Raw genomic sequence first — 12771 nt, forward strand, 5'->3', positions numbered from 1 at the left:
CGCGGGTTCCGCTGCGGAACCCGCGCGCGCACCGGGCCGCTCCCGCGCGTGCGGGGCGGCGCAGCAATGCGGGCGCGATGGCGCCCGGACCCAGCTTTTGCCCCGCGTGGAGCATGCCGTGAATTTCCTCTCTTTCCTGTTGTCCCGCCTGTGGAAGGCCCTCGTGGTCGTGCTCGGCGTGGTCATCATCAACTTCTTCCTGATCCGCATGGCGCCGGGCGACCCCGCCACCGTCATGGCGGGCGAGGCCGGCGCCGGCGATGCCGCCTTCGTCGGCCAGCTGCGCCAGCAGTTCGGGCTGGACCAGCCGGTGCTCACGCAGCTCGGCATCTATCTCAAGGGCGTGGCCAGGCTCGACCTCGGCTACTCGTACCGCAACCACCTGCCGGTGCTGGACCTGATCCTGGACCGCCTGCCGGCCACCATCGTGCTGATGAGCGGCGCGTTCGTGTTCTCGCTCGTGCTCGGCGTGCTGCTGGGCGTGATCTCGGCGCGCACGCGCTACGAGAACAAGCGCCGCTGGGTCGACAGCGCGGTGATGAGCGGCGCGCTGCTGCTGTACGCCACGCCGCTGTTCTGGCTGTCGCTGATGGCCATCATCCTGTTCTCGGTGGTGCTGGGCTGGCTGCCCGCGTTCGGCATGGAGACCATCGGCGCCGGCTACACGGGCCTGGCGCGCGTGCAGGACGTGGCGCTGCACATGGTGCTGCCGACCATCTCGCTGGGCTGCTTCTTCATGGCGGTGTACGTGCGCCTCACGCGCGCCTCGATGCTGGAAGTGATGGGCATGGACTTCGTCAAGACCGCGCGCGCCAAGGGCGTGCCGGCCGGGCGCGTGATCCGCGTGCACGTGCTGCGCAACGCGCTGCTGCCGGTGATCACGTTCGCCGGCATCCAGCTCGGCCAGATGGCCGGCGGCGCGGTGCTGACCGAGACCGTGTTCTCGTGGCCCGGCATCGGCCGCCTGATGTTCGACGCGCTGCTGCAGCGCGACTACCAGCTGCTGCTCGGCATTTTCTTCGTGACCTCGGCGCTGGTGGTGTTCTTCAACCTGGTGACGGACATCGTCTACCGCTTCATCGACCCCCGCATCGCGGTGGGCGGCAAGGGAGCCACGGCATGAAAGCCTTCGCCCGACGTTATGCGCGCAACTACGGCGCGGTGATCGGCCTGCTGGTGCTGCTGGTCGTGGTGGCGGTGGCGCTGCTCGCGCCCGTGCTGTACGAGGACTCGCCGTGGCTGATGGTGGGCGAGCCGCTGGTGCACCCGTTCGCCGACGCCGCCTATCCGTTCGGCACCGACATGCTGGGCCGCGACATCACCGCCGGCATGCTGTACGGCGCGCGCGTCTCGCTGCTGGTGGGCGTGATCTCCACCGGCGTGGCGCTGGTGTTCGGCATCCTGATCGGCTCGGTGGCCGGCTACTGCGGCGGCCGCGTGGATGACGCGCTGATGCGCTTCACCGAGTTCTTCCAGACCATCCCGCAACTGGCGATGGCGGTGGTGATCGTGGCCATCTTCAACCCGACCATCTACTCCATCGTGGCGGCCATCTCGGTGGTCTCCTGGCCGCCGGTGGCGCGCCTGGTGCGCGGCGAGTTCCTCACGCTCAAGCAGCGCGAGTTCGTGCAGGCCGCGGTGGTGATCGGGCAGAAGCCGCTGCGCATCATCCTCACGCAGATCCTGCCCAACGCCATGTCGCCGATCATCGTGTCGGCCTCGTTCATGGTGGCCACGGCGATCCTGACCGAGTCGGCGCTGTCCTTCCTGGGCCTGGGCGACCGCAACATGATGAGCTGGGGCTTCATGATCGGCGCGGCCCGCACCATGATCCGCGAAGCCTGGTGGATGAGCGTGTGGCCGGGCGTGGCGATCCTGCTCACGGTGCTGTCCATCAACCTGATCGGCGAAGGCCTGAACGACGCCATGAACCCCCAACTGCGCCGCCGCGGCGAGTGAGCCAAAGGATGCCGCACATGCAATCACCTGACCAGAATCCCGCGCCGGCAGCCGCGCCGCTGCTGTCCGTGCGCGACCTCACCATCGCGCTGCCCGCCGGCGGCGACCGCCCGCACGCGGTCAGCGGCGTGACCTACGACCTGCACGCCGGCGAGATCCTGTGCATCGTCGGCGAGTCCGGCTCGGGCAAGTCGATGAGCGCCAACGCCATCATGGGCCTGCTGCCGCCCTACCTCAAGCCGCAGGGCGGGCAGATCCTGTTCAAGGGCCGCGACCTGCTGGCGCAGGACGAGAACACCCTGCTGTCGATGCGCGGCAAGGACATGGCGATGGTGTTCCAGGAGCCGCTGTCCGCGCTCAACCCGGTGATGACCGTGGGCGAGCAGATCGCCGAGGTGATGCGCGTGCACGGCGCCTATCCGGGCGAGGCGCGCAACCGCCGCGTGCTGGAACTGCTGGAATTCGTCGGCCTGCCCGACCCCGCCACGCTGACCCACAGCTATCCGTTCCGCCTGTCCGGCGGCCAGCGCCAGCGCGTGGTGATCGCGATGGCGCTGGCGCTCGAGCCCGCGCTGCTGATCGCCGACGAGCCGACCACCGCGCTCGACGTCACCACGCAGGCGCAGATCCTGGCGCTGATCAAGCGCATCCAGGCCGAGAAGGGCATGGGCGTGATGTTCGTCACGCATGACTTCGGCGTGGTGGCGGAGATCGCCGACCGCGTGGCGGTGATGGAAAAGGGCGTGCTGGTGGAGATGGGCACGGCGCAGCAGGTGCTCAACCACCCGCAGCATCCCTACACGCGCCGGCTCATCAGCGCCGTGCCGCACGGGCGCGCCAAGGAGCGCCAGGCGGACGCGGCCGAGACCGTGCTGGAAGTGCGCGACCTGCGCAAGACCTACGTCTCCGGCGGCGGCCTGTTCAGCAAGAAGCGCGTGGTCAACGCCGTGGACGGCGTGAGCTTCCGCGTGCAGCGCGGGCAGACGCTCGGCATCGTGGGCGAGTCCGGCTCGGGCAAGTCCACCATCGGCAAGTGCCTGCTCAAGCTGACCGGCATCGACGGCGGCGAGCTGCTGTTCGACGGCCAGGACATCGCGCGCCTGTCCGAGCGGCAGTTCCGCCCGCTGCGCAGCGACGTGCAGATGATCTTCCAGGACCCGTTCGCCTCGCTCAACCCGCGCCACACGGTGGGCCGCATCATCACCGACGGCCCGGTCGCCAACGGCGTGCCGCTGGCGCAGGCGCAGGCGCGCGGGCGCGAGCTGCTGCAACTGGTGGGGCTGGAGCCGTCCGCGTTCGACCGCTATCCCAACCAGTTCTCGGGCGGACAGCGCCAGCGCATCGGCATCGCGCGCGCGCTCGCGCTGGAGCCCAAGCTGCTGGTGGCCGACGAATCGGTCTCCGCGCTCGACGTCTCGGTGCAGGCGCAGGTGCTCGAGCTGCTGGCCGACCTGCAGAAGCGCCTGAACATCGGCCTGATCTTCATCACGCACGACCTGCGCGTGGCCGCGCAGATCTGCCATCACGTGATCGTGATGCACAAGGGGCGCGTGGTGGAGTCCGGCCCGCCCGACCAGATCTTCGACGCGCCGCGCCACGAATACACGCAGCGCCTGATCGCCGCGGTCCCCGGCAAGGAATGGGACCCGACCCTGATCCGCGCGGCCGCCTGAACGCGGCGCGCACCAACCTGACATCAAAGACGGAGCAACGACAGATGAAGAACGCCGAACTGGTTCGCCGCAAGGACGCCGCCACCCCGCGTGGCGTGGGCGTGATGTGCAATTTCTACGCCGAGCGCGCCGAGAACTCGGAGATCTGGGACGTGGAGGGCAAGCGCTACATCGACTTTGCCGCCGGCATCGCCGTGCTCAACACCGGCCACCGCCACCCGCGCCTGGTCGAGGCGATCCAGCGCCAGCTCGGCCGCTTCACCCACACCGCGTACCAGATCGTGCCGTATGCCAGCTACGTCGAGCTGGCCGAGAAGATCAACCAGCGCGCGCCGGGCCGCTCGGCCAAGAAGACCGCCTTCTTCACCACCGGCGCCGAAGCCGTGGAGAACGCCATCAAGATCGCCCGCGCCGCCACCGGCCGCCCCGGCGTGATCGCGTTCTCGGGCGGCTTCCACGGCCGCACCATGATGGGCATGGCGCTGACCGGCAAGGTGGTGCCGTACAAGGTCGGCTTCGGGCCGTTCCCGGGCGAGGTGTTCCACGCGCCGTACCCGTGCGCGCTGCACGGCGTGTCGGTGGACGACTCGCTCAAGGCGCTGCAGCACCTGTTCAAGGCCGATGTCGATCCCAAGCGCGTGGCCGCCATCATCTTCGAGCCGGTGCAGGGCGAGGGCGGCTTCAACGTGGCGCCGCCGGCCTTCGTCAAGGCGCTGCGCGCGGTCTGCGACGAGCACGGCATCCTGCTGATCGCCGACGAGGTGCAGACCGGCTTCGGCCGCACCGGCCGCCTGTTCGCGATGGAGCACTACGAGGTGGCGCCGGACCTGACCACGATGGCCAAGAGCCTGGCCGGCGGCATGCCGCTGTCGGCCGTGTGCGGCCGCGCCGAGGTCATGGACGCGCCCGCGCCCGGCGGCCTGGGCGGCACCTATGCCGGCAACCCGCTGGCGGTGGCCTCCGCGCTGGCCGTGCTCGACGTGCTCGACGGCGAGCAACTGATCCCGCGCGGCGCCGCGCTCGGCCAGCGCCTGGTGGCGCGGCTGGAAAGCCTGAAATCGCGCGTGCCGCAGATCGCGGAAGTGCGCGGCCTGGGCGCGATGGTGGCGGTGGAATTCCGCCGCGCCGACGGCTCGCCCGACCCCGAGTTCACGCGCGAGGTGCAGAACCGCGCGCTCGAGCAGGGCCTGCTGCTGCTGTCGTGCGGCGTGTACGGCAACGTGATCCGCTTCCTGTTCCCGCTCACCATCCAGGACGCGGTGATGGACGAAGGCCTGGACATCCTGGCCGACGTGCTCACGCGCTGACACCGGGCCGCATCCGCGCACGCTCCGGCACATCCACACCAACATAACGAGACAGAACATCATGCAACTCAAGGATTCCAGCCTCCTGCGCGCGCAGGCTTTCGTCGGCGGCCAGTGGCAGGACGCCGACAACGGCGCCACCTTCGCCGTCACCAACCCGGCCGACGGCGCGCTGATCGGCACGGTGCCGCTGATGGGCGCGGCCGAGACGCGCCGCGCCATCGAGGCCGCGCGCGTGGCGCAGGCCGCGTGGCGCCGCAAGACCGCGCGCGAGCGCGCCCAGGTCATGCGCGCCTGGTACGACCTGATGATCGCCAACGCCGACGACCTCGCCGTGCTGATGACCAGCGAGCAGGGCAAGCCGCTGGCCGAGGCGCGCGGCGAGGCGCTCTATGCCGCCTCTTTCCTGGAATGGTTCGCCGAGGAAGCCAAGCGCGTGAACGGCGACGTGCTGGCCACGCCCGCGGCCGACAAGCGCCTGCTGGTGGTCAAGGAGCCGGTCGGCGTGTGCGCGGCCATCACGCCGTGGAACTTCCCGCTGGCCATGATCACGCGCAAGGCCGGCCCCGCGCTGGCCGCCGGCTGCGCGATGGTGCTCAAGCCGGCCGAGGACACGCCGCTGTCCGCGCTCGCGCTGGCCCTGCTGGCCGAGCGCGCCGGGCTGCCCGCCGGCCTGCTCAGCGTGGTGACGGGCGACGCCGCCAGCTCGATCGAGATCGGCGGCGAGCTCACCGGCAGCCCCGTGGTGCGCAAGCTCAGCTTCACCGGCTCCACCGAAGTGGGCCGCATCCTGATGCGCCAGTCGGCGCCGACCATCAAGAAGCTGTCGCTGGAGCTCGGCGGCAACGCGCCGTTCATCGTGTTCGACGACGCCGACCTCGACGCCGCCGTGGAAGGCGCGATGGCCTCCAAGTACCGCAACGCCGGCCAGACCTGCGTCTGCGCCAACCGCCTCTACGTGCACGACAAGGTGTACGACGCCTTCGCGCAGAAGCTGGTGGCCGCGGTGGAAAAGCTCAAGGTCGGCCACGGCCTCGAGCCCGGCGTGCTGCAGGGCCCGCTGATCAACCAGGACGCGGTGGCCAAGGTCGAGCAGCATATCGCCGACGCCGTGGGCAAGGGCGCGCGCGTGCTCTCGGGCGGCAAGCGCCACCGCCTCGGCGGCACCTTCTTCGAGCCGACCGTGCTGGCGGGCGTGACGCCGGCCATGCTGGTGGCCCGGGAAGAAACCTTCGGCCCGCTCGCGCCGCTGTTCCGCTTCGGCAGCGACCAGGAAGTCATCGACATGGCCAACGACACCGAGTTCGGCCTGGCCTCCTACTTCTACAGCCGCGACATCGGCCGCGTGTGGCGCGTGGCCGAGGCGCTGGAGTACGGCATGGTCGGCATCAACACCGGGCTGATTTCCAACGAGGTGGCGCCGTTCGGCGGCGTCAAGCAGTCGGGCCTGGGCCGCGAAGGCTCCAGCTACGGCATCGAGGAATACCTGGAAACCAAGTACCTGTGCATGGGCGGCGTGGATCGCTGACCGGCACACCTTCAGGAGAAGCGCATGAGCAGACCCCAAGCCGTTCCCACCGTGCAGATCGACAACGACCGCGTGGCCGTCACCGAGTGGCGCTTCGCGCCGGGCGCCGAGACCGGCCATCACCGCCACGGCTACGACTACGTGGTGGTGCCGATGACCACCGGCGCGCTGCGGCTGGAGACGCCGGCCGGCGAGGTGGTCAGCCAGCTCGTGGCGGGCCGCGCCTACTACCGCGCGGCGGGCGTGGAGCACAACGTCATCAACGCGCACGAAGGCGAGTGCGTGTTCGTGGAAATCGAGATCAAGCGATGAGCGTATCTTCAACCCGGGCCGCCGCGCCGCGCGAGCGCAACGGCGGCCAGATCCTGGTGGAACAACTGCGCATCCAGGGCGTCAGGCGCGTGTTCCTGGTGCCGGGCGAAAGCTACCTGCCCTGCATCGACGCGCTGTACGACCACCAGGACGCGATTCAGCCGATCGTGTGCCGGCAGGAAAGCGGCGCCGGCTACATGGCGGAAGCCTACGGCAAGCTCACCGGCGAGCCCGGCATCTGCTTCGTCACGCGCGGGCCCGGCGCCACCAATGCCAGCATCGCCGTGCACACGGCGCACCAGGACTCCACGCCGATGATCCTGTTCGTCGGCCAGGTCGGCAACGACTTCGGCGAGCGCGAGGCGTTCCAGGAGATCGACTACCGCCGCATGTTCGGCCAGATGGCCAAGTGGGTGGCGCAGATCGACCGCACCGAGCGCATTCCCGAGTTCATCGCGCGCGCGTTCGCGGTGGCCACCAGCGGCCGGCCCGGCCCGGTGGTGCTGGCGCTGCCCGAGGACACGCTGTGGGGCAAGGCGGCGGTGGCCGACATGCCGCGCTACCAGCGCGCGCACGGCGCGCCCACGCCCGAGGCGCTGGGCGCGCTGGCCGGCCTGCTCGAGCGCGCCGAGCGCCCGTTCATGCTGGTGGGCGGATCGGGCTGGAGCGCGTCCGCGCAGCGCCGGCTCGAAGCGTTCGCCGAGCGCTTCGCGCTGCCGGTGGGCGTGGCCTGGCGCCGGCTCGAGTGCTTCGACAACCATCACCCGAACTACGTCGGCCACGTCGGCTGGGGCATGGGCGAGGCGCTGCGCGAGCGCATCCGCGAGGCCGACCTGCTGATCGCCGTGGGCACGCGCATGGGCGAGGCCACCACCGAAGGCTACACGCTGGTGGAAAGCCCGCTGCCGCGCCAGAAGCTGGTGCACGTGTACCCGGACGCCAACGAGCTGGGCCGCGTGTTCCAGCCCGCGCTGCCGGTGGTGGCGGACGTGAACGCGTTCGCCGCCGCGCTCGACGGCCTGTCGCCCGCGCGCGAGCCGGCCTGGGCCGCGCGCACCCGCGCCGCGCGCCAGGAGCTGCTGGCCGCGCAGGAGCCCAAGGCCGCGCCCGGCAGCCTCAACCTGAACCGCGCCGCCTGCCACGTGCGCGACGTGCTGCCCGAAGACGCCTGCCTTACCGTGGGCGCCGGCAACTACGCGCTGTTCCCGCATGCGTACTACCGCTTCAAGGGCGTGGGCACCAGCCTGGCGCCGACGGTCGGCTCGATGGGCTACGGCCTGCCGGCGGCGATCTCCGCCAAGCTGGAGAACCCCGAGCGCACGGTGGTCTGTTACGCCGGCGACGGCTGCTTCCAGATGAACCTGCAGGAACTCGGCGTGGCCATGCAGTACCGGCTCGGCATCGTGATCCTGGTGTTCAACAACGGCATCTGGGGCACCATCCGCTCGCACCAGGAGCGCGAGTTCCCGGGCCGCACGATCGCGCTGGGTTTCGACAACCCCGAGTTCACCGAGCTGATCCGCGCCTATCGCGGCTACGGCGAGGTGGTGGACAACGACGCCGCGTTCGGCCCCGCGTTCGCGCGCGCGCGGGCCTTCGCCGACCGGGAAAAGCTGCCGGCGCTGCTGGAGCTGCGCTACGACGCCGACGGCATCGCCCCGGGCGTGACGCTGACGGAGATCCGCGAAGCGGCGTTCGCGCGGCAGCGGGCGGCCGCCTAGCGCCTGGTGTCGCGCCCTTCTCCCGCGTCGTGGGAGAGGGGCGCGAACCGGCAGCCAACGCGTTTCACCAGGTTTCACCACGCTTCACCACGAACCCAACATCATGCGCGCCTTCTTCTCGGATGACCAACTGCTGCACCAGCCCCGCCAGTTCATGCGCGCGGGCCGCCTGTGCGAACCGACCGACGTGCCGGCGCGCGCCCATGCGCTGCAGCGCGCGCTGGCCGGGCGCGGCATCGCGCTGGCCGAGCCGGCCGATTTCGGCCGCGCGCCGCTGGAAGCCGTGCACAGCCCGGCCTATCTCGATTTCCTCGGCTACGCCTACGAGCGCTGGATGGCGCTGGCGCGGCCCGGCTTCGAGCCCGGCATCGAGGTGCTGCCGAACCTTTCGCCGTACTACAACGGCCGCGTGGACCAGCCGCGCCGCGCGCCGTGCCCGACCGATTCCATCATCGCGCAGGCCGGCTACTACCTTGGCGACCTGAGCGCGCCGCTCGGGCCGCAGAGCTGGCGGGCCATCCTGCGCTCGGCGCACAGCGCGGTGGCCGCCGCGCAGTACGTGTGCGAGCAGCAGCACCGCCAGGGCATCGCGTATTCGCTGTCGCGCCCGTCCGGCCACCATGCGCACAGCGACCGCGCGGTGGGCTTCTGCTACGTCAACAACTCGGCCATCGCCGCGGAGACGCTGCTCAAGCGCTTCGGCAAGGTGGCGGTGCTGGACGTGGACGCCCATCACGGCGACGGCACCCAGCAGATCTTCTACCAGCGCTCCGACGTGATGACGATCTCGCTGCACGCCGACCCGAGCGGCTACTACCCGTTCTACACCGGCTACGCCAACGAGCGCGGCTACGGCGCGGGCTACGGCTACAACCTGAATTTCCCGCTCGCGCACGGCACCGAGGACGACGGCTTCCTGGCCGCGCTCGACAACGCGCTCGACGCGCTGCGCGACTACCGCCCGCAGGCGCTGGTGCTGGCGCTGGGCTTCGATACCTACGTCCACGACCCCATCAGCGTGCTGCGCGTGGGGCTGGACGCCTACCGCGGCATCGGCGAGCGCATCAACGCGCTGGGCGTGCCCACGGTGGTGGTGCAGGAAGGCGGCTACGAGGTCGAGGCGATCGGCCCGGCGCTCGATGCCTTCCTGTCCGGCCTCGTCCCGGCGATGGCCTGAACCGAGAACAAGGAGACCCGACATGACCGCACTGAAGATCGACGGCGAGCGCCTGTGGCAGTCGCTGATGGACCTGGCCCGCATCGGCGCCACGCCGCGCGGCGGCAACGCGCGCCTGGCGCTGACCGCGCTCGACGGGCAGGGCCGCGACCTCGTGGCCGGCTGGATGCGCGACGCCGGCCTGACCGTGACGGTGGACCGCGTGGGAAATATCTTTGGCCGCCGCGCCGGGCGCGACGACAGCCTGCCGCCGGTGATGACCGGCAGCCATATCGACACCCAGCCCACCGGCGGCAAGTTCGACGGCTGCTTCGGCGTGCTGGCCGGGCTGGAGGTGATGCGCACGCTCAACGACCACGGCGTGCGGACCGAGGCGCCGCTGGAACTGGCGATCTGGACCAACGAGGAAGGCACGCGCTTCGTGCCGGTGATGATGGGCTCGGGCGTGTTCGCCGGCATCTTTCCGCTGCAGACCGCGCTGGACGCCACCGACAACGAAGGCAAGCGCGTGGCCGACGAACTGCGCGCGATCGGCTATGCCGGCGACGCCGAAGTGGGCGGGCGCAGGATCGGCGCGTATTTCGAGGCGCACATCGAGCAGGGCCCGGTGCTGGAAGACGCCGACAACGTGATCGGCGTGGTGACGGGCTCGCTGGGCCTGCGCTGGTACGACCTGACCGTGACCGGCATGGAGGCGCATGCCGGCCCCACGCCGATGCCGCTGCGGCGCGACGCGCTGTACGGCGCCTCGTTCATCGTGCAGGAAGTGGTGCGCATCGCCCATGACTTCGCGCCGCACGGGCGCGGCACGGTGGGCGTGATGACGGTGCATCCGGCCTCGCGCAACGTGATTCCCGGCGAAGTGAAGTTCACCGTGGACCTGCGCCACCAGGACGCCGACCGCCTGGCCGAGATGGACGCGCGCCTGCGCGCGGCCTGCGCGGCGCTGGCGCGCGGCGAGACCACCGGCGCGCCGCTCGGCGTGAAGATCGAGGACGTGCAGTATTTCCCGCCCACGCCGTTCGCGCCGGAGCTGGTGGGCCACGTGCGCGGCCAGGCCGCGGCGCTGGGCTACACGCACCAGGACATCGTCACCGGCGCCGGGCACGACGCGGTGTACATCGCCACGGTGGCGCCCACCGCCATGATCTTCGTGCCGTGCAAGGACGGCATCAGCCACAACGAGGTGGAGGACGCCCGGCCCGAGCACCTGGAAGCCGGCGCCAACGTGCTGCTAGGCGCGATGGTGGCGCAGGCCGGCGCGTAAGCGCCGCCATGCGCCTTCGTTCCACTTCAACCGCGGAAACATGATGAGTGAATTGCACGACCTCGCCTACTGGCGCCAGCGCGCCGCCACGGTGCCGATGCGCACCCAGGCCTACATCGGCGGCGCCTGGACCGACGCCGCCGGCGGCGCCACCTTCGAGACCCGCAACCCGGCCACCGGCGCGCTGCTGGCGCACGTCGCCGCGTGCGGCGGCGCCGACGTGGACCGCGCCGTGGCCGCCGCGCGCGCGGCCTTCGAGTCCGGCGTGTGGTCGCAGATGCCGCGCCGCGAGCGCAAGGCCGCGCTGCTGCGGCTGGCCGCGCTGATCGAGGCGCAGCGCGAGGAACTGGCGCTGCTGGAAACGCTCGACATGGGCAAGCCCATCGGCGACGCGCTGCTGTACGACATCCCCGAGGCCGCGCGCACCTACGCGTGGTACGCCGAGGCCATCGACAAGCTCTACGACGAGATCGCGCCGACCGACGGCAACACGCTGGCCACCATCACGCGCGAGCCGCTCGGCGTGGTGGCGGCGGTGGTGCCGTGGAACTACCCGCTGCTGATGGCGAGCTGGAAGGTGGCGCCGGCGCTGGCCGCCGGCAACAGCGTCATCCTCAAGCCGGCCGAGCAGTCGCCGCTGACCGCGCTGCGCCTGGCCGAGCTGGCCGGGCAGGCCGGCATTCCGGCCGGCGTGCTCAACGTGGTGCCGGGCCTGGGCGCGGAAGCGGGCCAGGCGCTGGGCCGCCACCCGGACGTGGACTGCATCGCCTTCACCGGCTCCACCGCCACCGGCAAGCGCTTCATGGAATACGCGGGCCAGTCCAACCTCAAGCGCGTGTGGCTGGAGTGCGGCGGCAAGTCGCCGCACATCGTGTTCGACGACTGCCCGGACCTGGACCGCGCCGCGCAGGCCGCCGCCGTGGGCATCTTCAACAACCAGGGCGAGATCTGCATCGCCGGCTCGCGGCTGTACGTGCAGCGCGGCATCTACGATGCGTTCATGGCGCGGCTGGAAGCGGCCGCGGCGCGCATGCAGCCCGGTGATCCGCTCGACCCGGCCTCGGCGATGGGCGCCATCGTCGACGCGCGCCAGCTCGACCGCGTGCTGTCGTTCGTCGACGCGGGCCGGCGCGAAGGCGCGCGCCTGCGCCTGGGCGGGCAGCGCGTGCGCGGCGAGAGCGGCGGCTATTTCCTCGAGCCGACCATCTTCGAGTGCCCGTCGCAGTCGCTGTCGATCGTGCGCGAGGAGATCTTCGGCCCGGTGCTGGCCGTGACCGTGTTCGACACCGAGGACGAAGCCGTGCGCATGGCCAACGATTCGCCGTATGGCCTCGGCTCCGGGCTGTGGACCGCGAACCTGTCGCGCGCGCATCGCGTCTCGCGCCGGCTGCGCGCGGGCCTGGTGTGGGTCAACTGCTACATGGACGGCGACGTCACGGTGCCGTTCGGCGGCGTCAAGCAATCCGGCAACGGGCGCGACAAGTCATTGCACGCGCTCGACAAATACACGGACCTGAAGACCACCTGGATGCATCTGGGATGACAGGATTGATTTAAAGAAATTCGCTGAATCCGTTCAGCCTGATTTACGGAAAATAGCAGGGCCGTATCGCGTGACCGGGGCGTTCTCGTTGCCCGCCGTGCGGTACGGTCCTGCGTTTTCCGTCTTCAATCCCTCGAGGCAGAGCGGAAATTCCATCGCAGTGCATGAAACGGAACCGATCATCCAACAGGGTGCATATTGCTCTGTAAACGGTATTGGAAATTATAAAAAAGCCATTTTTCAATGGCATGGCAATTGCTTGACTGATTCACACCCCGAGCCGG

Annotated in this window: 10 protein-coding genes; all 10 read left to right on the forward strand. The window is 70.4% G+C overall.

All coding sequences use genetic code 11. From position 1 onward, the window contains the following. The first annotated feature begins 118 nt into the window (after positions 1 to 118). Positions 119 to 1123 (forward strand): ABC transporter permease, encoded by a 1005-nt coding sequence (locus AC3WXD_RS28025; RefSeq protein WP_020423742.1) that lies wholly within the window; start codon positions 119 to 121, stop codon positions 1121 to 1123. Next, the gene (locus AC3WXD_RS28030; protein WP_492325105.1) at positions 1120 to 1959 is read left to right on the forward strand and encodes an ABC transporter permease; all 840 of its coding nucleotides are present in this window, start codon (positions 1120 to 1122) and stop codon (positions 1957 to 1959) included. The genes AC3WXD_RS28025 and AC3WXD_RS28030 overlap by 4 nt, the downstream gene beginning before the upstream one ends. An 8-nt stretch (positions 1960 to 1967) precedes the next feature. Further along, complete coding sequence (locus AC3WXD_RS28035) at positions 1968 to 3632, forward strand: ABC transporter ATP-binding protein (protein WP_492325106.1); 1665 nt, start codon at positions 1968 to 1970, stop codon at positions 3630 to 3632. A gap of 44 nt (positions 3633 to 3676) precedes the next feature. Continuing rightward, on the forward strand, positions 3677 to 4939 hold the full coding sequence (gene gabT, locus AC3WXD_RS28040) for a 4-aminobutyrate--2-oxoglutarate transaminase (RefSeq protein WP_020202435.1): 1263 nt from the start codon (positions 3677 to 3679) through the stop codon (positions 4937 to 4939). Between the two features lie 61 nt (positions 4940 to 5000). Continuing rightward, the gene (locus AC3WXD_RS28045) at positions 5001 to 6467 is read left to right on the forward strand and encodes an NAD-dependent succinate-semialdehyde dehydrogenase (RefSeq protein WP_020202436.1); all 1467 of its coding nucleotides are present in this window, start codon (positions 5001 to 5003) and stop codon (positions 6465 to 6467) included. A 24-nt stretch (positions 6468 to 6491) separates the two neighbouring features. Next, the gene (locus AC3WXD_RS28050) at positions 6492 to 6779 is read left to right on the forward strand and encodes a cupin domain-containing protein (RefSeq protein WP_029043477.1); all 288 of its coding nucleotides are present in this window, start codon (positions 6492 to 6494) and stop codon (positions 6777 to 6779) included. Then, positions 6776 to 8500 (forward strand): thiamine pyrophosphate-binding protein, encoded by a 1725-nt coding sequence (locus AC3WXD_RS28055; protein ID WP_492325107.1) that lies wholly within the window; start codon positions 6776 to 6778, stop codon positions 8498 to 8500. Before AC3WXD_RS28050 ends, AC3WXD_RS28055 begins: the two co-directional genes overlap by 4 nt. A gap of 103 nt (positions 8501 to 8603) precedes the next feature. Next, positions 8604 to 9677, forward strand: a complete 1074-nt coding sequence (locus AC3WXD_RS28060; RefSeq protein ID WP_020202439.1) for a histone deacetylase family protein — start codon at positions 8604 to 8606, stop codon at positions 9675 to 9677. A 22-nt stretch (positions 9678 to 9699) separates the two neighbouring features. Continuing rightward, positions 9700 to 10944, forward strand: coding sequence for a Zn-dependent hydrolase (locus AC3WXD_RS28065; protein WP_020202440.1), 1245 nt, complete (start codon positions 9700 to 9702; stop codon positions 10942 to 10944). Between the two features lie 43 nt (positions 10945 to 10987). Then, positions 10988 to 12487, forward strand: a complete 1500-nt coding sequence (locus AC3WXD_RS28070; RefSeq protein WP_029043478.1) for an aldehyde dehydrogenase — start codon at positions 10988 to 10990, stop codon at positions 12485 to 12487. The last annotated feature ends 284 nt before the right edge of the window (positions 12488 to 12771 follow it).

The organism is Cupriavidus sp. FW216-B1 (assembly GCF_058789195.1).

Bases quoted from the DNA above. Each gene is read 5' to 3' on its own strand.
- AC3WXD_RS28030 (WP_492325105.1), top strand. From the start codon at position 1,120: ATGAAAGCCTTCGCCCGACGTTATGCGCGCAACTACGGCGCGGTGATC.
- AC3WXD_RS28035 (WP_492325106.1), top strand. From the start codon at position 1,968: ATGCCGCACATGCAATCACCTGACCAGAATCCCGCGCCGGCAGCCGCG.
- gabT (WP_020202435.1), top strand. From the start codon at position 3,677: ATGAAGAACGCCGAACTGGTTCGCCGCAAGGACGCCGCCACCCCGCGT.
- AC3WXD_RS28045 (WP_020202436.1), top strand. From the start codon at position 5,001: ATGCAACTCAAGGATTCCAGCCTCCTGCGCGCGCAGGCTTTCGTCGGC.
- AC3WXD_RS28050 (WP_029043477.1), top strand. From the start codon at position 6,492: ATGAGCAGACCCCAAGCCGTTCCCACCGTGCAGATCGACAACGACCGC.
- AC3WXD_RS28055 (WP_492325107.1), top strand. From the start codon at position 6,776: ATGAGCGTATCTTCAACCCGGGCCGCCGCGCCGCGCGAGCGCAACGGC.
- AC3WXD_RS28060 (WP_020202439.1), top strand. From the start codon at position 8,604: ATGCGCGCCTTCTTCTCGGATGACCAACTGCTGCACCAGCCCCGCCAG.
- AC3WXD_RS28065 (WP_020202440.1), top strand. From the start codon at position 9,700: ATGACCGCACTGAAGATCGACGGCGAGCGCCTGTGGCAGTCGCTGATG.
- AC3WXD_RS28070 (WP_029043478.1), top strand. From the start codon at position 10,988: ATGAGTGAATTGCACGACCTCGCCTACTGGCGCCAGCGCGCCGCCACG.